Raw genomic sequence first — 19,526 nt, forward strand, 5'->3', positions numbered from 1 at the left:
CCTCCAGGGGGAACGCTCGGGAAAGCTTGAGATCAATAAAGATTCACTTACTGAAACAACCATGCGCCTGGATATTTCATGTTGTCAAGTATCCGAGTAGGATGTCACCCATGGCCACCTCACGCACGGACCCCCTGACCCTCGAAGTCGTCGAGCTGATCGGTACGGTCGTGGCGCGCTACTACGAGGAGTACGAGCAGGCGGCCGCGCAGCACGCCCTGACCGGCGCGCAGGCACGCGTCCTCGGCCTGCTCTCACTGGACCCGCTGCCGATGCGGCGGATCGCCCAGAAGCTGAAGTGCGAGCCGTCCAACATCACCGGGATCGTGGACCGCCTGGAGGTCCGCGGCCTGGTGGAGCGGCGCCCGGACCCGGCCGACCGCCGCGTGAAGCTGGCCGTCCCCACGGAGGAGGGCCGCGACACGGCCCGCCGCCTGCGCGAGTCCCTGGACTTCGCCCGGGAGCCCCTGAACGAACTGACCGAGACCGAACGCACCCTGCTCCGGGACCTGTTGAAGCGCATGCTGGGCACGGACGCGGTCTGACGCCCGAGCCGAGCCGCTCCCCCGTCGCCGTCGACCGTCCCGTCGTACGGCCCTACACGCACCACCACAGGAACCGGGTGCACGTCGGGGTGGGTGTCGGGGTCGGGGTCGGGGTGGTGCTCGGGGTCGGGCCTGTGGAGGTCGGGGACGCTGTGGTCGCCGGGGGTGCGGACGTTCCGGTCGGCTCCGTCCCCCTCTCCGTCCTCGACGGCGTCGGCGTGGGGGTCGTGGGCGCCGTCGTCGGGGCGGTGGGCGCCGGTGGACCCTGCGGGCCGCCGTCGCCCTTCCCCGTACCGGAACCGTCTCCCGTGCCCCTGCCCGGACCCGTACCCGAGCCCTTGCCCGTGCTTCCGCCCGGTCCCGTGCCCGCGCTCACCCGGTGCGGGCGCGTCGGCGTCGGCGCGGCCGGGGACGTAACGCCGCCGTCCGGCAGCTCCGTGGTCTCCACCGGGTCCGGGGACAGGGTCTCCTCGGCGACCTCCTGCTCCTCGACGGCCGTGGCCGCGCCCCGCGCCTCCGGTTCCTCCGTCGCCAGCCGCACCAGGGTCAGTGTCCCGGCCGCCAGCACCAGGCCGAGGGTGCCGACCAGGACGGTACGGCCCCGGCGGCTCCGCGAGCGTCTGCCCCGGCGCGCGGCGGCGCGGCCCCGGACGGCGCGGCGGCCACCGGCGGACGGGCGCGGCGGCTCCAGGACGTCGAGTTCGTAGACGTGCTCGGGCGCGGCCCGGTCAGGCTCGGCGTGGGCCCGGTCAGGCTCGGCGTGGGCCCGGGTTTCGTCCGGGGCGTGACCCTGAGAGCTGTCCGGGGCGTACCCCGGGGCGTAGGCCTGGGCGTACCCCTGGACGTGGACCGGCGGGGCCGTCCGCCGGGCGGGTATGTGGGGGGTCTCGTACCGCAGTTCCTCGACCGGAGTCCCGCACCCGGCACAGGCGAGGGCCCCGTTGAGGTGCCGCCGGCACGCGTTGCAGTAGTCCATGGGGCCCGCAGGCTATGCGGCCCGGTACGGGCGCAGGTAGGCACGGAGGTGAGGATCCTGTGAGGAAACCGCAGGTCGGCGGTGGTGCGCCGAGATTCTCCCGCTTCGGGGCGTACGCGCGGACGCGCCACGCCTGGCCCCGGGCGGCGCAGCCCAGCGCGCGCCGTGCCCCGGACGGCCGGACGATGCCAACAGGATCGCGTAACGCGAAACACCTCGCCCGTGCCAGCACCGCACTCCGGAGGATCCGCCGTGACCGTCAGCCTTGAGCAGCTGCGTCGTTGCCATGTAGCCGTCGACCTGGGTGCCGCCCGCACCCGGGTCTTCGTCAAGGGCGCCGGACTCGTCGTCGACGAGCCGAGCGTCGCCGCCGTCAACACCCGTACCGGAGCGCTGATCGCCGTCGGCGCGCTGGCCGAGAAGATGACGGGCCGCACCCCCGACTACATCCGGGTCGTCCGCCCCGTCTCGGGCGGCACCGTCGTCGACATCGAGATGGCGCAGCGGATGCTGCGCCACCTCCTCGGCGAGAAGCTGCGCCGCCAGCTGCGCCGCAAGCCCCGGCTGCGCGCCGCCGCCTGCACCCCGCACGACAGCGACCCGCTCGCCCAGCGCGCCGCCGTGGAGACCCTCGTCGGTCTCGGGGCACGCAGGGTCGAGCTGGTCGACACGCTGATCGCGGCGGCCGTGGGCTGCGGGCTGCCGGTCGAGCAGCCGACGGCGACCATGATCATGGTGTGCGGGGCGGCGACCACGCAGGTCGCGGTGCTGTCGCTCGGCGCGATCGTCACGGCGGAGCGGATGCCGGTCGGCGGCGACGCCATCGACCACGCCGTCATCCAGCATCTGCGCCACCACCACGAGCTGATGCTGCCGAGCCAGTCGGTGCGCCCGCTCCAAGTGGCCCTCAGCGGGAACGGTCTGACCCCGCACGGCCCGGCGTGGACCGAGATCCACGGCCGGGACGTCGCCACCGGCCTGGCCCGGTCGGTGACCGTCGACACCGCCGCCGTGCGCGAAGCCATCCACACCCCGCTGACGGCGGTCCTCGACGGCATCGGGAAGGTGCTGCGGGACTGCCCGCCGGACCTGGTGGCCGACCTCGCGGACCGCGGGATCATGATGGTCGGCGGCTCGGCGCTGCTGCCGGGGCTGGACCAGATGCTCCGCGAGGCGACCGGGATGCCGGTGCACATCGCCGAACGCCCGGACGTGTGCGCGGTCCTGGGCCTCGGCGCGATGCTGGAGGGCAAGGTCCAGCCGATGGTCCTCGACCCGCTGGCGGAGCGCGACCCGCTGGCCGACGAGGACTGAGCGCGGACCGGGCCGACGTATGCCGACGCGGATCGAGCCACGCCGGATACCTCCGGCGAAACCTCATGATTCGTACGACAATGGGACCATGACGATCATGGATGAGGACACGGACGAGGACGCGCCCCGTCTGCCGGTGCTGCTCGAAGCCGTCCTCGGCGTCGGCACGGACCTCGAACTCCGCACCACGCTCCAGCACATCGTGGACTCCGCCGCCGAGCTGACCGGGGCCCGTTACGGCGCGCTCGGGGTCGTCGACCCCGAGCGCGGCCGCATCACCGAGTTCTTCACCTCCGGCGTCACCGACGAGGAGCGGCAGCGCATCGGCCGCATCCCCGACGGCCGCACCGGGCTGCTCGGCGTCCTCATCCAGAACCCGCAGTCGCTGCGGCTCGCAGAGCTGACGGCCGATCCGCGCTCCTCCGGCGTCCCCGAGGGGCACCCGGAGATGCACTCCTTCCTCGGTGTCCCGATCCGGGTCCACACCGAGGTCTTCGGCAATCTGTACCTCACGGAGAAGCGCGTGGGCGGCTTCACCGAGGAGGACCTCACCCTGCTCCGGGTCCTCGCCTCGCAGGCGGGGATCGCGATCGGCAACGCCCGGCTGTACGAGACGGCCCGGCAGCGGGAGCGCTGGATCGAGGGGGCCGCCGCGGTGACCACGGCCCTGCTGACCGGCCAGTCCGCGGAGAACGCCCTGATGGCCGTCGCCGAGCAGGCCCGCATCCTCTCCGGCGCCTCCGCCGGAGTGGTCCTCCAGCCCACCCAGGAGGGCGGCATGGAGATCGTGGCCGCCTCCACCACGGACGACCCGGGCGACCTGGTCGGCACGACGATCGCGCCCGGCTCCCCCGTACTCGTCCAACTCCTCGGCGGGGAGCCCGTGTTCATCGAGGACTCGGCAACGGATCCCCGGATGACCACCCATGTGCGGTCGCGGTTCGGCCCGTCGATGATGCTGCCGCTGCAGAGCGGCGGGAAGCTCATCGGCACCCTCGCGCTCCCCCGGCGGCGCGGCGCCGAGCCCTACTCGGCGGTGGACCGGCTGCTCGCCTCGCAGTTCGCCTCGCAGGCGGCGCTCGCGCTGGTCCTCGCGGACGCGCGGCACGACCGGGAGCGGCTCGCGGTGTACGAGGACCGGGACCGGATCGCCCGTGACCTGCACGATCTGGTGGTCCAGCGGCTGTTCGCCACGGAGATGATGCTGGAGTCCACCCGGCGGCGGGCGGCCGGCTCCGCCGACGACGACGCGCTGCTCGGGCGGGCCGTGGACGAGCTGGACTCGACGATCCAGGAGGTCCGTACGACCATCTTCGCCCTCCAGCAGCCGCCCGCCGACGCGCCGACCTCCTTCCGGGGGAAGGTGCTGCGGGAGACCGGCGGGGCGGCGGTCCTGCTCGGCTTCCAGCCGTCGGTGCACTTCTCCGGCGCGGTCGACACCCTCGTGGACGAGGAGGACGCGGGGAGGATCCTGGCCACACTGCGCGGGGCGCTCGCGGCGGCCCACCGGCGGTCCGGGATCGGCGCGATCATGGTGGAGGTGTCGGTGGGCGACGGGGGCGCCCGGCTGCGGGTCGAGGACGACGGCACACCGCCGACGACGGTGACCTGGCCGTAGGAGCCCCCGCGCGGGCCCGTACAGGGGGGGGCACGCGCGCGCACTCGTACGGAGCAGCCCCGCGCGCCGCCGATCCCGTCCCGATCTTGACTGGAGGGGTGACCACCGACACCAAGCCCCCGACCGCCGCGGCCTACCGCAACCTGGTGATGGCGACCGTCGGCTTCACGCTCACGTTCTGGGCCTGGGACCTGATCGCGCCGCTCGCGAGCTGGTACGGCGACCGGCTCGACCTCAGCTCCTTCGAGCAGTCGCTGCTGGTCGCGGTCCCCGTCCTGGTCGGCTCGCTCGGCCGCGTCCCGGCCGGGGCGCTGACCGACCGGTACGGCGCGAAGCTGATGTTCCCGCTGGTCTCGGCGCTGACGATCATCCCCGTGCTACTGCTGATCGTGGTCAAGGACAGTTACGGCCTGATGCTGGCCGTCGGCTTCCTGCTCGGCCTCGGCGGCACGACCTTCGCCATCGGCATCCCGCTGGTCAACTCCTGGTTCCCGCCCGCGAAGCGCGGTCTGGCGCTGGGCGTGTTCGGCATGGGCATGGGCGGTGTCGCGCTCTCCGGCTACTTCACCCCGCGCATCGCGAAGCACGGCGAGAACCTGCCGTTCATCGTGGTGGCGATCGCGCTCGCGGTGTACGCGGTACTTGCCACGTTCCTCATCACGGACCGGCCCGACCGGCCGGTGCCCACCGCCCCGCTGGCGGCCCGGCTCCGCTCGGCGGGCCGGCTGCGGGTCACCTGGGAGCTGTCGGCGCTGTACGCGATCGGCTTCGGCGGCATCGTCGCGTTCGGCGTCTATCTGCCGACGTACCTGAAGACCTGGTATGAGCTCGACCCGACGGACGCGGGCACCAAGGCCGCCGGGTTCGCGCTGGTCACGGTCGTCTTCCGGCCGATCGGCGGCTGGCTTTCGGACCGGGTGCACCCGGCGCTCGTCACGGCCGTCGCGTTGGCCGTGGTCGCCCTGCTCGCGATCGTCCAGGCCTTCGACCCGCCGCTGAACCCGGGCGGCACCATCGCCCTGCTCCTCATGGCGGCCGGTCTCGGCACGGCGAGCGGTTCCGTCTTCGCCCTGGTCTCCCAGGTGACCCCGCAGGCCAAGGTGGGCAGCGTGACCGGCATCGTCGGCGCGATGGGCGGGCTCGGCGGCTTCCTGCCGCCGCTGGTGATGGGCGCGATCTACAGCGCGAAGGGCTCGTACTCGATCGGCTTCATGCTGCTGTCCGACCTGGCACTCGCGGGCTGTGTGTACGCGTACGGGCGGATGCGCGGGATCCGTCCCGACGGGGAGGCGGAGGCGCCGGAGGCGACGAAGGTCACGGCCGGCCGGCCCTGACGCCCCGGCAGAATGGCTCCCGGCGACCCTCGCCCTCGACGACCCGAGGAGTACGACCGGTGAGTGCCTTCTTCCCGGCCCTGGCCGACGCGGCCGGGACCGATCCCGAACGGCCCGCGCTGCGCTGCGGCGCCGACACCCTGACGTACGAGGAGCTGGCGCGGGCGGGCGGCGCGGTGGCGGCCCGGCTCGTGGGGGCCGGGCGGGTCGCGGTCTGGGCCACGTCCAGCGCGCACACGGCGGTCGCGGTGGTCGGGGCGCTGCTCGCGGGCGTGCCCGCCGTACCGCTGAATCCGCGCACGGGCGAAAGGGAGCTGGCGCACATCCTCGGCGACAGCGCGCCCACGGCGGTCCTCGCGGGGCCGGCGGACGTGCTGCCCGCCGGGCTCGCCGGACTCCCCCGGATCGATGTGGACCTCGCCGCCCACGGCCCGGCGGCCGTCGAACCGGACGACCCGGAAGCCCCCGCCCTCGTCGTCTACACCTCGGGCACCACGGGCCCCCCGAAGGGGGTCGTGCTCTCCCGCCGGGCGGTCGCCGCCTCCCTCGACGCGCTCGCCGAGGCCTGGTCGTGGACGGCGGACGACGTCCTGGTGCACGCACTGCCGCTGTTCCATGTGCACGGTCTCGTCCTCGGCGTCCTGGGCCCGTTGCGGCGGGGCGGTGAGGTCCGGCACCTGGGCGCGTTCTCGGTGGAGGGCGTGGCACGGGAGCTGGGTGCCGGGGGCGGCACGATGCTGTTCGGCGTACCGACGATGTACCACCGGCTCGCGGACGCGCTGGCCGGGGACGCCGCCCTGGTCCGGGCGATGGCCGGGGCGCGGCTCCTGGTGTCCGGTTCGGCGGCGCTGCCGGTCCACGACCACGAGCGGATCGCGGCGGCGACGGGCCGGACGGTCGTGGAGCGGTACGGGATGACCGAGACGCTCATGAACACCAGCGTCCTGCCGGGCGCCGGGCCGCGCCCCGGGACCGTCGGGGTGCCGCTCGACGGGGTGGGGCTGCGGCTCGTGGACGAGGACGGTTCGGTGCTCGGGGCGTACGACGGGGAGACGGTCGGCGAGGTACAGGTGCGCGGCCCGAACCTGTTCTCCGGCTATCTGGGGCGGCCCGAGGCGACGGCGGCTGCCTTCGACGGCGACTGGTTCCGCACCGGCGACATGGCGGTCCGGGAGGCGGACGGCGCGGTGCGTCTGGTGGGGCGCAGGGCGACGGACCTGATCAAGAGCGGCGGCTACAAGATCGGGGCGGGCGAGATCGAGAACGCCCTGCTCGACCACCCGGGCGTGCGCGAGGCGGCGGTCACGGGCGAGCCCGACCCGGACCTGGGCGAGCGGATCGTGGCCTGGGTGGTGGCGCGGGACGGGGAGAGGCCGCCGGAGGAGGCGGAGCTCGCCGACCACGTGGCCGGGCAGCTGGCGCCGCACAAGCGCCCCCGGGTGGTGCGCTTCCTCGACGCGCTCCCCCGCAACGACATGGGCAAGATCCTCAAGAAGGCGCTGCGCGAGGGAAGCTGAGCGGACGGAGCCGGGCCCCCGCCGACGACGGGGGCCCGGTCCTGACCACTCGGGGACTACTTCACGCCCACCGCGCGGATCAGTTCCTGCTTCACCGAGCCGCCCCGGTCGTCGCTCGCCCCGGCGCGCAGCGAGACGGACTTCGCGGCGGCCGGAATCCGCAGCTCGCCGTTCCAGGCGGCGCCGTGGCGGGCGGGCTCGAGGGCGACCTTCGTCCAGGTGACGCCCTCGTCGTAGGAGACCTCCAGGGTGCCGCCGACGATGGTGCCGGTGCCGGTGGCGCCCTTCACGTACTCGGCGGAGATCCCGACGGGCAGCCTGCTCCCGGCGCGGACGTCGCCGTCGAGGCCGGTGGCCACGTCGAAGCCGAGGTTGAGCATCGGCAGGTAGCTGTAGCGGTCCGCCGGGGTCTCGGCGGAGCGGAAGGTCCACTCGCTGTGACCCTTGCCCGCGAGCCGCCAGCGCGCCGGGTCGAGCGCGGTGTCGGTGACCACCTTGTAGGTGGCCTCCTCCGCCGGGGCGTCCCAGGCGTAGGCGCCGGAGCTCTTCTTGCGGTCGACGCGGACGCCGTTGACGTACACCTCGGTGTACTGGGTCATCGAGTCGTCGCCCCACACGTCGCCGAAGCCGGTGTGGTCGTTGCCGGAGTCGCCCCAGCCGGGGGTGTTGAAGCGCAGGTCGTTGCCGGCGCGCTCCTGGCCCCAGCCGAGGCCGGTGCCCAGCCACGGGTGCCAGACGGGACCGAACCAGTCGAGGTCGACGCGGCTGCCGCCCCGGTAGGACGGGGTGCCGCCGCGCTCCTCCAGGGAGTCGCCGAGGTCGACGGACTCGTGCCAGCGCTGGCCGGTGCCGGTGGAGACGTACTCGGTGCGCTGTGCCGGGAAGGCGATCCGCTCCTTGAAGCCGAAGCCGATCGGGAAGGTGTCGGTGATCGAGTAGCGGAACTCGCCGCCCGGTTCCTCGCGCTTGGTCGGCGCGTAGAAGGTGGAGCGGATGGTGGCGAGTTCGTCCTTGCCGGGCCGGAGGACCAGGTCGGTGCCGATGGCGCCGGGGTGTCCCTCGGAGAGGTCGTAGGTGTACGGAGTGAAGCGGGTGCCGGTCAGGTCGACGCGCTTGCCGCGGGCGGCGGCGGCAGCGAGGCGGTTCGCGTCGGCGGTGGCGACGGTGGCGACGGCGAGCGGCCGGTCCTCGTAGTCGGCGGTGCCGAACCACTTCATCAGGCGGCCCGGCTGGTCGTCGGTGACGAACAGGGCCCTGGCGCCCGCGTCCTGGGCGTTCTGGGCGAGCTGCGCCGGGTCGGCGCCCTCGGTCAGGCGGACGAGGACGGCCTTGCCGGTGGCGTCCTTGCCGGTGTACTCGGCGGCGGTGCCGGTGCCCGCGTCGACGAGACCGAGGCGGTGGCCGCCCTCCAGGAGGGTGGTTCCGGCCTGCGGGGTGGCGTCGGAGAGCCGGGCGCCGTCGACGCTCGCCTCCAGGAGCGGCTTGCCGAGACGCCAGACGGTCCGGTACTCGAAGGTGCCGGTGGCGGGCTTCTCCGTGGGCGCCGCGAAGATCGAGTCGTACATCGGCGGGACCTGGACGGCTCCGCCGTACGAGGCGCCGTTGGCCTTCCGGTCGAACTCCATCAGGAGCTGACGGGTCTCGGTGCGCTTGTCGACCTCGGCGCGGATCTCGCGCAGCCGCCGTCCGTCGAGGGTGATCTCGCGGTCGCGGTCGAGGGTGATCTCCGGCGCGGTGAGGAAGCCGAGGCCGAGGGAGTCCTTGCCGTGGGAGCCGCGCACGTCGAGGAAGGTGTCGACGGTGTACGTGCCGGGCTTGAGGCGGAGTTCGAGGGTGCCGGACTCACCGACCGGCACCGGGAAGGCGTCCTCGCCCTGGGCGAGCTTCTGGACGCCCAGGCGGGCGGCGGCGGGGGCGCCGTCACGGTCCTTGACGTGGACGGTGAGGGTGTAGCGCTCCTCCTCCTTCACCAGGCCGAGCGCGGTGTGCGCGACGGGGGCGCCGCCGGCGGTGGCGGTGATCCGGCCGGAGGACTGGCCGACGGGGGCCTTGGTGCCGTCACCGGTGACGGTGGTGCTCGCGGAGCCGTGGGCGGGGACGGTGAGGGCGGTGTCGGCGAGGGTGGCGACACCGGCCGCCATGCCGTCGACGGAGAGGTTCAACTCGACCGGTGCGTCGGAGGAGTTGGTGTAGGTCACGGTCCTGGTGACCGGCTTGCTCTGCTCGTACGGCCAGGCGGTGAAGCCGAGGTCGGCGGAGCCGGTCGCGGTGACGTTCGCGGAGATCGCGGCGGCCACGTCGACGCGCCCGGAGCCGAGGGCGTACGCGGTGGCGTCGAGCGTCTTCGACGAGGACATCAGCGCGTCCTTGAGCCGGGCGCCGGTCCAGTCGGGGTGCTTCTCGGCGAGCAGCGCGGCGACACCCGCGATGTGCGGGGTCGCCATCGACGTACCGCTCATGCTCGTGTAGAGGCCGCTGCCGCCGACGAGCTGGGAGCGGGCCGCGAGGATGCCGACGCCGGGCGCCGACAGGTCGGGCTTGAGGGCCTGGTCGCCGTAGCGGGGGCCCTGGCTGGTGAAGTAGGCGGCCTCGTCGGCGGAGTCGACGGCGCCGACGGTCAGCGCGGAGTCGGCGGCGCCGGGCGAGCCGATGGAGCCCGGGTAGCCGGAGTTCCCGGCGGCGATGACGAAGAGGGCGCCGGTCTCGGCGGAGAGGGTGTTGACGGCCTGGGCCATCGGGTCGGTGCCGTCGCTGGGCTCGCTGGAGCCGAGGCTCATCGAGACGATCTTCGCGTCGATGTCCTTGGCGGCCCACTCCATGCCGGCGATGATCTCCGACTCGGAGCCGTAGCCCTCGTCGCTGAGGACCTTGCCGACGGCGAGGCCGGCGCCGGGGGCGACGCCCTTCTCCTTGCCGTCGGAACCGGCGCCGCTGCCACCGACGGTGGAGGAGACGTGGGTGCCGTGGCCGTTGCGGTCGGCGACCTCCTGGCCGGCGATGAAGGACTTGGTCTCGGTGACCCGGCCCGCGAGGTCGGGGTGGGCGAGGTCGGCGCCGGTGTCGAGGACGGCGACCTTCACGCCCTTGCCGGTGAGCCCGGCCTCCCAGGCCTTCGGGGTGCCGATCTGGGCGTTGGACTCGGCCATGGCGGCCTTGACGCGGCCGTCGAGCCACACCTTGCCGGGGGCGGCGGCGCGGGAGGTGCCGCGCGCGGTGAAGCCCTGCCAGAAGGCGGCGGGGTCGGTGGCGGTGACGGCGGCGCCGCCGATGCTGGGCAGGGCCCGGACGGTCTCGGCGCCGCGCGGGGAGGCGGCGGTGCGGGCGCCCTTCCCGCCGTACGTGACGATCAGCGGCAGATCGCCGGTGATGCCCTGCTCGACGAGGCCGGTGACGTCGAAGAGGCGCGGGTCGAGCGCGCCGGAGTCCAGGTAGGGGCGGGCCTCGTCGGGGATCACGGTGACCCGGCCGTTCGCGGTCCGGCTGCGTATCGCGCCGGTGGCGCCCTTCGCCCGGTCGACGGTGACGGTGCTGTTGCCGCCGCCGAGGTCGGTGAGGGTGACGCGGTCGCCGGTGACGAGGGTGACGGTGGTGCTCGCCTTCGGGGCGGCCGCGGCCTTGAAGGTGTCCGGTACGGGGGTGGCGGTGGTCCCGGCGGCGGCGGTCTGCCCGGCCGAGAGCATCACGAGGGAGATGCCCGCGGCGATCAGCGCGGCTCTCCCTCGGTCGAAGGGTGCGTTCCTCGACGTCATCGTTCGAACTCCTCGCGGACCCGGGGTCGGGGGTGTTTCCGGGTGCCGCGAGGAGTCTTGGCCTGGGAGACGGGAGTTGACTCCTGTCGTTCCTGGCGGTTATGTGCCGTGGCGGTCAACCGCCAGACCAGGACGGTCGGTTCGGGCCGAAATCGCTCGGAGGGGTACGGGACCGGGCGCATCGCCCGGACTCGGGGCGCCGGGCCGAGGGCGAGGTGAGGCGAACCGCTCAGGGCGTCGGGTCGAGGGCGTCGTACCGTCGGAAGCCGCGCGCGTACAGGGAGAGGGCGCCGACCGCGACGACGCAGGCGATGCCGCCGCCGGTGATGGCGACGGCGGGCGAGGTCAGATCGGCGACCGAGCCGGCCAGGAAGTCCCCGAGCCGGGGCCCGCCGGCCACGACCACGATGAACACGCCCTGGAGCCGGCCGCGCATCTCGTCCGGGGCGGCGACCTGCATCATCGTGTTCCGGAAGATCATCGAGACGGTGTCGGAGTACCCGGCGAGGGCGAGCAGCAGCACTCCGAGCCAGAGGTTCCGGGTGAGTCCGAAGACGGCGATGGCGGTGCCCCAGCAGGCGACGGCGATCAGGATCGCCTGCCCGTGGTGGCGGATACGGCCCTGCCAGCCGGAGAGGACCCCGCCGAGCAGCGCGCCGAACGCGGGTGCGGCGACGAGGAGTCCGGCGGTCTTCGCGTCGCCGCCGTACCAGAGCACGGCGACGGCGGGGAACAGGGCGCGGGGGTGGGCGAGGATCATCGCGCAGAAGTCCGAGAAGAACGTCATGCGGAGGTTGGGGCGGGTGGCGAGGAAACGCAGCCCGTCGAGGACCGAGGCCCTCCTGCTCCCGGTCCGCTCCGGGAGCATCGAGGGCAGCCGCCACATCGCGTACAGGCTCGCGGAGAAGGCGACGGCGTCGACGAGGTACGCGGTCTGGTAGCCGGCGAGCCCGACGATCAGACCGCCGAGGCTGGGGCCGACGAGGGTGCCGAAGGTGGTGACCATCGAGTTCAGCGCGTTGGCGGCGCGCAGCTGCTCGGGGGGCAGGAGCCGGGGGATCATCGAGGAGCGGGCGGGCGCGTTGAGCGCGGCGCAGACGGACTGGAGGGCGACGATCCCGTAGAGGAACCAGACCCGGTGGAAGCCGGCGAACGCGGCGGCGGCGAGCGCGATCGACAGCACGGCGGAGCCGGAGGCGCTGAGGAGGCCGAGCTTGCGGCGGTCGACGGTGTCGGCGATGGCGCCGCCGTAGAGCCCGAAGACGACGAGGGGTACGAGGGAGAACAGCCCGACGAGCCCGACGGAGAAGGGCGAGCGGGTGATGTCGTACACCTGGAGGGAGATGGTGAGGGCGGTCATGCCCTGCCCGACCCAGGAGACGGTGTTGCCGAACCAGAGCCGGCGGTAGTGCACGGAGGTCCGTAGCGGGGTGAGGTCGGCGAAGACCCTGCGGCGCTCCCGGGTGTCCTGCGTGGCGGTCACGCGAGCTCGTACCGGAGCTCGGGGCGGTCCCAGTGGACGTGCCCGGCGGCGGGGACGGTGCCGGTACGGACGGCGCCGGTGCGCAGATAGAACTCCTCGGCGGGCGGGTGGGAGACGACCCGCACGGCACTGAGCCCGGCGGCCCTGGCCTGCCCGGTCATGTGCTCCATGAGCAGCCGCCCGATGCCGAGCCCCTGGGCGCTGTCGGCGACGAAGGCGAGATCGAGTTCGGCGTCCTCGACGACGAGCGCGTAGAACCCGAGGACGCGACCGCCTGGGCCGACGGCGACGAAAACGGGATGGTGCTCGATGTACGCACCACCGACCTGATACCCCTCGACCATGCCGGCATAGTCACCCCGATAGGCCCCGGACCCCCGAACAAGCCGGGTGAGCCGCTTGGAATCATCGGCGACGGCACGCCGGACGGTGAACTCGGACATGGGGCGAGTATAGGGGCGGGCTTAGAGTTCGATCCTTACGTTTTTTCGCGTGGGATCTGAAGATCGCACAGACGGCTACGATACGTCATCATGCAATCGCAATGCGTGACGGGTGATGCCCTTCGCGATCTTCTCGGCCTTCTTGACGGCGGTATTGCCTTCGGTATCCGTCCACGCCCTGTCCGCGCGCCGCGCGCGCGGGTGCGGGAGCGGGTGCGGGAGCGGGCATGAGTGCGCACGCGCATGAGCGGGTGGACCACGTCGATCCCCGGGATCGGGTCGTCGCCCAGGGGCGGCGGACCGCCGGGGTTCCCGCCGGGCTGCTCCGGCGTTACGCCGCCACCGTCTGCACCGATCACGCCGGCCGCGTCCTGCTCTACCGGCGGACGCCCTCCGCGCCGGTCTACCCCGACCACTACGACGTACTGATCGGCGGGGCCGTGCGGACCGGTGAGGCGTACCGCGCCGCCGCCCTGCGTGAACTCCGGGAGGAGCTGGGCTGGGAGACGGCGACCGGGCTCGTCGAGGCGTACCGGATCCGGGTCGACGATCCCCACGGCGCCTGCTTCCTGACGGTCCACCGCTGGGTGGCCGACCGGCCGCCCCGGCCCGACCCGGAGGAGGTCGCCTGGTGCGGCTTCGTCGCACCGCTCACGGTCGTGACCGGCGGCTACACCCCGCTGGTCCCGGCCGGCGCCGACGCCGTACGGCGCCTCTTCCCCTTCTGATCCCCCCGTCCCCACCCCCCGCACCTCACGAAAGACACCTCCCCCATGACGCACTGCGCGCTGCCCTTATCCGGCGCCTCCCTCGCCGTTCCCGGCCCCCGGCCGGAACCCGCGCCCACCGCCGGCCCCCTCGACGGCGCCCGCGCCCGGCTCGCCACCCGGCTGCTCGCGGCGGCCGGACCGGACGGCCTGCTCCGCGCCCCCTGCGACAGCCGCATCCTGGAATCCGCCCTGGCCCTGCGGCTGCTCACGGTGACCGGGGTCGACCCGGACGCGCAGGAACGGCTGACGCGCCGCCTCAAGACCGCCCTGGACGAGGGCGCCCCCGACCCCGTGCAGGAGGCGGCGGCCCGTGCCGCGCTGGGCGAGTACGTGGACGGACCGGCCGCGCTGACCCGGCTGCTCGGCGGCTTCGACCACTTCACCGCCGGGCGCAAGCGGCTGATGTTCCAGACCGTCCTGGCGGAGCTCGGCGCCCACGCCTTCCCCGAACTCGCCTCCCCCGGCGCGGCCTTCGAGGCGCGCGGCCAACAGCGGTGGCTGATCACGGAGATGGCCGCCCTGAAAGTCCTGTACGCCTTCGGCACCGGCTCGCCCCGGCTCGTCACCGAGGACGACTGGCGCGCCCTGGCCCCCTGCGCGCTGCCCGGCCCGCCGCCGGACGGCTGCCATCTGGCCAGGATCCTGGCCCTGTTGGCGCTCCGGCACCGCCCGGGTTGCGCGACGGCGGTGGCCGCGTGCGCCCGGGAGCTGCGCGGGATGCTCCGCGAGGACGGCGGGCTGCCGTTCATCACCGGTCTGGGCGTGTTCGCGACGGCGACCGGCGGCCTCGCCCTGGCGGGCGCGGGGGCTCCGGCGCACACCCTGAGGGCCCTCGCCGCCGCACTGACCGAACGTCAGAACCCGGACGGGGGCTGGGGTTTCGACCGCCATGTCGGCCAGAGCGACGTCGACGACACCTCGTACTGCGTGGAGTTCCTGCGGACCGTCGCGTCCGAACGGTTCGGCGCCGAGGTGGCGGCGGGTGAGCGGTATCTGCTCGCCCGGCGCGGCAGGGACGGCGGCTTCCCCACCTTCGAGCCGGGTACGGCATCCGAGGTGGCGATAACGGCGGCGGCCGTGAACGCCCTGGCCCCCGAGCCCGCCCACCTGCCCGTGGTGACCGAAGCGGTCCGGCTCCTGGTGGCACGACAGGAGGAGGCGGGGCCCTTCGAGCGGAGCTGGAGCCTGAACGAGAGCAACGCCCTCTTCCGTACGGTCCTCGCGTACGACTCCTTCCGGGCGGCGGCGCCCGGCCATCCGGCGGGCACCGAGGTCGCGCGGGCCCGCGCCCGAGCCGTGGCGCGGCTGATCGACACCCAGAACGCGGACGGCGGCTGGGGGCACGTGCCGAGCGACCCGAGCGACCCGATCAGCACCGCGTACGCGCTGATCGCGGTGGCCAGGACACCGGCTGTGCCGTCCGCCGTCGGCGCGACGGAACGCGCGGTGCGCCACCTCCTCGAACGGCAGCGCCCGGACGGGGGCTTCGTCTCACGCCCGGACCAGGCAGGCCCGAGGCCGTTCCCGTACCACGTACCGCTCCTCACGGACGTGTGCGTACTGCTGGGCCTGAACCACGCGCGCGGCCTGAGCCCCACGCGCGGCCGGGGCGCGACGACGGCCCGCTAGGGCCTGTCGTCGAACTCCCGTCGTCGCCCGAAGGGCGGCCCGGCGTCGTGGGGCAGGCGGGAGTTCGACGACAGGTCCTCGGCTCGGTCTTTGACTCTGGGCCGCCGCAGAGTGCCTGCCGGTGGGTGGAATTGAGGTGCGTGCCGGCATGCGTACTGGTCAGACTCGCAGGCATGACTGAGAAGATCACTCGTATCAATCCCGAGCAGTTGCATCAGACGCCCGGCTACCACCATGTCACCGTGGTGGAGGCCGGCCGCACGGCCCATCTCGCGGGGCAGTGTCCGCTTGATGGAAATGGCGCCCTCGTCGGAGCCGGCTCCTTTGAGACACAGGTCGACCAGGTCGTGGCGAACGCGTCCGTTGCTCTCGCAGCCGTGAGCGCTCGGCCGCACCATGTAGTGCGGTCAGTGATCTACGTGCGGAGCGACGACAGGGACGTGCTGGGGGCTGTGTGGGATCGGCTCATCAACTCTGCCATCGGCCCGGCGTTCACCACCGCCAGCACGCTGCTGGGCGTCACCCAGTTGGGCTTTTCCGGACAACTCGTCGAGGTGGATCTCACCGTGGCGCTGCCTGACTGATTCAGGAACATCCGCGCTCACCTCGCCTGCCCGACCCGTGTCCCCGAACCTCGAGAAGCGAGCCCCGGACGGCCACAAGCTAAGGCGTCGTACAGGCGGCGAGGTCGTCCGGGTCGACGCGGTCGAGCCGGGCGGCCAGGGCGTCGAGCCGTTCCCGCAGCTCGCGGATGTCGTCGAGGCCGAGGCCGGTCGCTGCGGCGATCCGGCGCGGGACGCCGAGGGCCTTCGCCTTGAGGGCGGTCCCGTCGGCGGTGGGGCGCACGGTGACGGACCGCTCGTCCTCGGGACTGCGCCGCCGCTCGACGTATCCGGCCGCCTCCAGCCGTTTGAGCAGCGGTGACAGGGTGCCGGAGTCGAGCCGCAGCCGCTCCCCGATGCCCTTCACGGGCAGCTCGCCGTGTTCCCAGAGCACCAGCATGACGAGGTACTGGGGGTAGGTGAGCCCGAGGTCCTTGAGGGCCTCGCGGTACACGCCGTTGAACGCGCGGGTCGCCGCGTGCAGCGAGAAGCAGATCTGGTGGTCGAGCCGGAGGAAGTCCTCGTCCGGGACGGTGTCGAGCGTCTCCATGGGACCAGGATACGCGAGGACACCTCACGCGCGATTGAGTTGTGCACAACTTAATCGTGCGCTACTAATGGTGGAGCGCCACACACGGAGCACCGCACCCCGAGGACAGGAACGGAAGACCCATGGACGCCATCTACACCGCCGTCGCCACCGCCAACGGCCGCGAGGGCCGCGCCGTCAGCTCCGACGGCCACATCGACCTCCCCCTCGCCCACCCCCAGGCCCTCGGCGGCGACGGCCTGGGCACCAACCCCGAGCAGCTCTTCGCCGCCGGGTACGCGGCCTGCTTCGCGAGCGCGATGAACCTGGTGGCCCGCCAGGAGAAGATCGACATCTCCGAGGCCTCGGTCACCGCCGAGGTCTCCATCGGCAAGGACGCCGCCGACGGCGGCTTCGGCCTGGCGGTCGTGATGCGCGCCGAGTTCCCCGACCACCTCCAGGGCGAGGCCGGCCGGGCCCTCCTGGAGAAGACCCACGCCTTCTGCCCCTACTCGAAGGCGACCCGCGGCAACATCACCGTCGATCTCGTCGTGGAGTAATTTCCTGTTGGTTCGTGCACGCCCCCGGTGGTCATCTGCCCACCGGGGGCGTTCGGTTGTGAGTTTTCATGTTCGAGCACGGGGGATTCGTCTACCGTACGGCGAGCAGTCATGGGACGGCCGCCGGGCCGTGGCCCACGGACGCTCTCCTTGGGGCGCCCGTCGGCCGGTCCGCCCGGCCGTCGCGCCCGCACCCCCACGCCCGCGCCCGCGCCCGCACCCAGCGCTCGCACTCACACCGGAGGAGAACTCCCCCCATGGCCGATCTCGACCGTCGCCGCTTCCTTCAACTGGCGGGCGGCACCGCCGCGTTCACGATGCTCTCGGAGAGCATCGCCCGCGCCGCCGCGATCCCGGCGCAAGGCTCCACCGGCACGATCCAGGACATCGAGCACATTGTCGTCCTGATGCAGGAGAACCGTTCCTTCGATCACTATTTCGGGGCGATGAAGGGCGTGCGGGGCTTCGGCGACCCGCGCCCGGTCACCCTCCCCAGCGGCAAGTCCGTCTGGAACCAGGAGGACAACTTCGGGAACGTCACGCTCCCCTTCCGGCCGACCAGCGACAAGCTGGGCATGGAGTACCTCCAGGGCCTGAACCACGACTGGCAGGGCGGCCAGAGCGCCTTCAACAAGGCCAAGTACAACAACTGGATCCCGGCCAAGACCAAGGCCACCATGGCGCACCTCACCCGCGAGGACATCCCCTTCCACTACGCCCTCGCCGACGCCTTCACCGTCTGCGACGCGTACCACTGCTCGTTCATCGGCGCGACCGACCCCAACCGCTACTACATGTGGACCGGTCACGTCGGCAACGACGGCACGGGTGGCGGCCCCGTCCTCAACAACGCCGAGGCGGGCTACGGCTGGACCACGTACCCCGAGCGCCTGGAGGCGGCGGGCGTCTCCTGGAGGATCTACCAGGACATAGGCGACGGCCTGAACGCCGGCGGTTCCTGGGGCTGGATCAACGACGCCTTCCGCGGCAACTACGGCGACAACTCGCTGCTCTACTTCAACAACTACCGCAACGCCCAGCCCGGCAACCCGCTGTACGACAAGGCCCGCACGGGGACGAACGCCAAGAACGGCGAGGGCTACTTCGACCGGCTGCGCGCCGACGTCCAGGCCGGCACGCTGCCGAAGATCTCCTGGATCGCCGCCCCCGAGGCCTTCTCCGAGCACGCCAACTGGCCGTCGAACTACGGCGCCTGGTACATCGCGCAGGTCCTGGACGCACTGACCTCGAACCCGGACGTGTGGGCCCGTACCGCCCTGTTCATCACGTACGACGAGAACGACGGCTTCTTCGACCACGTCGTCCCGCCGTTCGCCCCGGGCGACGCCTCATGGGGCAAGTCCACGACCGCCACGACCCTGGACTGGTTCCCCGGCAAGATCGGCTACGCGGCCGGCCCCTACGGCCTGGGCCCGCGCGTCCCGATGATCGTCGTCTCGCCCTGGTCGACCGGCGGCTACACCTGTTCGGAGACCTTCGACCACACCTCGGTCATCCGCTTCATGGAGAGCCGCTTCGGCGTCCGCGAGCCGCAGATCTCGCCCTGGCGGCGTGCGGTCTGCGGCGACCTGACCTCCGCCTTCGACTTCACCCGCGCGGACACCTCGGCGGCCCCGCTGCCGTCGACCGCCGGCTACTTCCCGCCGGACCGGAACCGTCACCCGGACTTCCTCGCCACCGCCCCGGCGACCGGCACGATGCCCCGCCAGGAGCGGGGCACCAAGCCCACCCGCCCGCTGCGATACGCCCCGTACGTGGACGGCGCGGCGGACGTGGCGGCCGGCACCTACCGCCTCACGTTCAGCGGCGGCCCGGCGGCGGGCGCCCAGTTCTACGTGACCTCGGCCAACCGCACCGACGTCCCGTGGACCTACACCGCCGAGGCGAACAAGTCGATCGCCGACACCTGGAACACGAAGTACTCCAAGGGCCTCACCGACCTCACCGTCCACGGCCCGAACGGCTTCCTCCGCCGCTTCCGCTCTCCCGGCAAGACGGCCGTCCCGGAGGTGACCGCCCGTCACAACGCGAGCACGGGCAGCCTGGACCTGTCGTTCACCAATCCGACGGCGGCCCCGGCGACCCTGACGATCGCCAACGCCTACGGGACCACCCGGACGCTCACCGTCGCGAACGGCGCCACGGCCACCCATACCGTCGCCCTGACCTCGGGCCACCGCTGGTACGACGTGACGGTCACCTCGTCCACGTCCACGGACTACCTCCGCCGCCTCGCGGGCCACATCGAGACGGGCGCCCCCGACGTCTCGGACCCGGGCATCCTCACGTACTGAGCGGCGGCCGCGTCGGAGGGCGACCCCCACCCGACGACGCGGCGGCCGGGGCCGCGGTCCACCGGAACTCAGGACACGTACAACCATTCGACGACCCGGGCTGTCTCCTCTGTCGTCGCCACGTGAACACATGGGCGACAGC

The 19,526-nt window shown here is 72.9% G+C and carries 15 protein-coding genes; 10 read left to right on the forward strand and 5 right to left on the reverse strand.

Annotated features, from left to right (window positions below):
- Positions 1-110 precede the first annotated feature (110 nt).
- Positions 111-545, forward strand: coding sequence for a MarR family winged helix-turn-helix transcriptional regulator (locus V4Y03_RS09920; RefSeq protein WP_332434676.1), 435 nt, complete (start codon positions 111-113; stop codon positions 543-545).
- A gap of 52 nt (positions 546-597) precedes the next feature.
- On the opposite strand, the gene V4Y03_RS09925 is transcribed toward V4Y03_RS09920, so the two are convergent.
- A complete protein-coding gene (locus V4Y03_RS09925; RefSeq protein ID WP_332434677.1) occupies positions 598-1,521 on the reverse strand; it encodes an SCO2400 family protein in 924 nt (307 codons plus the stop codon).
- A 252-nt stretch (positions 1,522-1,773) separates the two neighbouring features.
- Here V4Y03_RS09925 and V4Y03_RS09930 point away from each other — a divergent pair, with 252 nt between their 5' ends.
- The 4 genes from V4Y03_RS09930 (at position 1,774) to V4Y03_RS09945 (ending at position 7,304) form a co-directional block, all read left to right on the forward strand.
- On the forward strand, positions 1,774-2,835 hold the full coding sequence (locus tag V4Y03_RS09930; RefSeq protein ID WP_317878330.1) for a rod shape-determining protein: 1,062 nt from the start codon (positions 1,774-1,776) through the stop codon (positions 2,833-2,835).
- An 88-nt stretch (positions 2,836-2,923) separates the two neighbouring features.
- Positions 2,924-4,453 (forward strand): GAF domain-containing sensor histidine kinase, encoded by a 1,530-nt coding sequence (locus tag V4Y03_RS09935; protein WP_332434678.1) that lies wholly within the window; start codon positions 2,924-2,926, stop codon positions 4,451-4,453.
- 149 nt (positions 4,454-4,602) lie between these two features.
- The gene (locus V4Y03_RS09940; protein WP_332437144.1) at positions 4,603-5,787 is read left to right on the forward strand and encodes a nitrate/nitrite transporter; all 1,185 of its coding nucleotides are present in this window, start codon (positions 4,603-4,605) and stop codon (positions 5,785-5,787) included.
- Positions 5,788-5,846: 59 nt separating this feature from the next.
- A complete protein-coding gene (locus tag V4Y03_RS09945) occupies positions 5,847-7,304 on the forward strand; it encodes an acyl-CoA synthetase (RefSeq protein WP_332434679.1) in 1,458 nt (485 codons plus the stop codon).
- Between the two features lie 56 nt (positions 7,305-7,360).
- Here V4Y03_RS09945 and V4Y03_RS09950 read toward each other — a convergent pair whose 3' ends face one another.
- From V4Y03_RS09950 to V4Y03_RS09960, 3 genes are all read right to left on the reverse strand, one after another.
- Entirely contained in the window at positions 7,361-11,053 is a 3,693-nt protein-coding gene (locus V4Y03_RS09950; RefSeq protein WP_332434680.1) for a S8 family serine peptidase, read from the reverse strand.
- A 229-nt stretch (positions 11,054-11,282) separates the two neighbouring features.
- Positions 11,283-12,536, reverse strand: a complete 1,254-nt coding sequence (locus tag V4Y03_RS09955; protein ID WP_332434681.1) for an MFS transporter — start codon at positions 12,534-12,536, stop codon at positions 11,283-11,285.
- Positions 12,533-12,979, reverse strand: coding sequence for a GNAT family N-acetyltransferase (locus tag V4Y03_RS09960; protein ID WP_317877516.1), 447 nt, complete (start codon positions 12,977-12,979; stop codon positions 12,533-12,535). Before V4Y03_RS09960 ends, V4Y03_RS09955 begins: the two co-directional genes overlap by 4 nt.
- A 227-nt stretch (positions 12,980-13,206) precedes the next feature.
- On the opposite strand from V4Y03_RS09960, the gene V4Y03_RS09965 reads away from it, so the two are divergent.
- From V4Y03_RS09965 to V4Y03_RS09975, 3 genes are all read left to right on the forward strand, one after another.
- Positions 13,207-13,707: an NUDIX domain-containing protein gene (locus V4Y03_RS09965; protein WP_317877517.1), complete on the forward strand. Its 501-nt coding sequence runs from the start codon at positions 13,207-13,209 to the stop codon at positions 13,705-13,707.
- Positions 13,708-13,752: 45 nt separating this feature from the next.
- Entirely contained in the window at positions 13,753-15,378 is a 1,626-nt protein-coding gene (locus V4Y03_RS09970; RefSeq protein WP_332434682.1) for a prenyltransferase/squalene oxidase repeat-containing protein, read from the forward strand.
- A 173-nt stretch (positions 15,379-15,551) separates the two neighbouring features.
- Positions 15,552-15,962, forward strand: coding sequence for a RidA family protein (locus V4Y03_RS09975; protein ID WP_332434683.1), 411 nt, complete (start codon positions 15,552-15,554; stop codon positions 15,960-15,962).
- Between the two features lie 79 nt (positions 15,963-16,041).
- Here the strand turns inward: V4Y03_RS09975 and V4Y03_RS09980 are convergent, their stop codons facing one another.
- Positions 16,042-16,530 (reverse strand): MarR family winged helix-turn-helix transcriptional regulator, encoded by a 489-nt coding sequence (locus V4Y03_RS09980; protein WP_332434684.1) that lies wholly within the window; start codon positions 16,528-16,530, stop codon positions 16,042-16,044.
- A 122-nt stretch (positions 16,531-16,652) separates the two neighbouring features.
- Between V4Y03_RS09980 and V4Y03_RS09985 the strand changes: the two genes are divergently transcribed.
- Together V4Y03_RS09985 and V4Y03_RS09990 are read left to right on the forward strand one after the other, a co-directional pair.
- On the forward strand, positions 16,653-17,069 hold the full coding sequence (locus tag V4Y03_RS09985) for an organic hydroperoxide resistance protein (protein WP_317877136.1): 417 nt from the start codon (positions 16,653-16,655) through the stop codon (positions 17,067-17,069).
- 257 nt (positions 17,070-17,326) lie between these two features.
- The gene (locus tag V4Y03_RS09990) at positions 17,327-19,384 is read left to right on the forward strand and encodes a phosphocholine-specific phospholipase C (RefSeq protein ID WP_332434685.1); all 2,058 of its coding nucleotides are present in this window, start codon (positions 17,327-17,329) and stop codon (positions 19,382-19,384) included.
- Positions 19,385-19,526: the final 142 nt, after the last annotated feature.

Source organism: Streptomyces sp. P9-A4 (genome assembly GCF_036634195.1).
GTDB lineage: Bacteria > Actinomycetota > Actinomycetes > Streptomycetales > Streptomycetaceae > Streptomyces.

What these genes read in the sequence shown, in the direction of transcription:
- V4Y03_RS09925 (WP_332434677.1), bottom strand. Translation starts at nt 1,521, where the DNA reads ATGGACTACTGCAACGCGTGCCGGCGGCACCTCAACGGGGCCCTCGCC.
- V4Y03_RS09935 (WP_332434678.1), top strand. Translation starts at nt 2,924, where the DNA reads ATGACGATCATGGATGAGGACACGGACGAGGACGCGCCCCGTCTGCCG.
- V4Y03_RS09960 (WP_317877516.1), bottom strand. Translation starts at nt 12,979, where the DNA reads ATGTCCGAGTTCACCGTCCGGCGTGCCGTCGCCGATGATTCCAAGCGG.
- V4Y03_RS09920 (WP_332434676.1), top strand. Translation starts at nt 111, where the DNA reads ATGGCCACCTCACGCACGGACCCCCTGACCCTCGAAGTCGTCGAGCTG.
- V4Y03_RS09970 (WP_332434682.1), top strand. Translation starts at nt 13,753, where the DNA reads ATGACGCACTGCGCGCTGCCCTTATCCGGCGCCTCCCTCGCCGTTCCC.
- V4Y03_RS09940 (WP_332437144.1), top strand. Translation starts at nt 4,603, where the DNA reads ATGGCGACCGTCGGCTTCACGCTCACGTTCTGGGCCTGGGACCTGATC.
- V4Y03_RS09990 (WP_332434685.1), top strand. Translation starts at nt 17,327, where the DNA reads ATGGCCGATCTCGACCGTCGCCGCTTCCTTCAACTGGCGGGCGGCACC.
- V4Y03_RS09985 (WP_317877136.1), top strand. Translation starts at nt 16,653, where the DNA reads ATGGACGCCATCTACACCGCCGTCGCCACCGCCAACGGCCGCGAGGGC.
- V4Y03_RS09950 (WP_332434680.1), bottom strand. Translation starts at nt 11,053, where the DNA reads ATGACGTCGAGGAACGCACCCTTCGACCGAGGGAGAGCCGCGCTGATC.
- V4Y03_RS09980 (WP_332434684.1), bottom strand. Translation starts at nt 16,530, where the DNA reads ATGGAGACGCTCGACACCGTCCCGGACGAGGACTTCCTCCGGCTCGAC.
- V4Y03_RS09965 (WP_317877517.1), top strand. Translation starts at nt 13,207, where the DNA reads ATGAGTGCGCACGCGCATGAGCGGGTGGACCACGTCGATCCCCGGGAT.
- V4Y03_RS09975 (WP_332434683.1), top strand. Translation starts at nt 15,552, where the DNA reads ATGACTGAGAAGATCACTCGTATCAATCCCGAGCAGTTGCATCAGACG.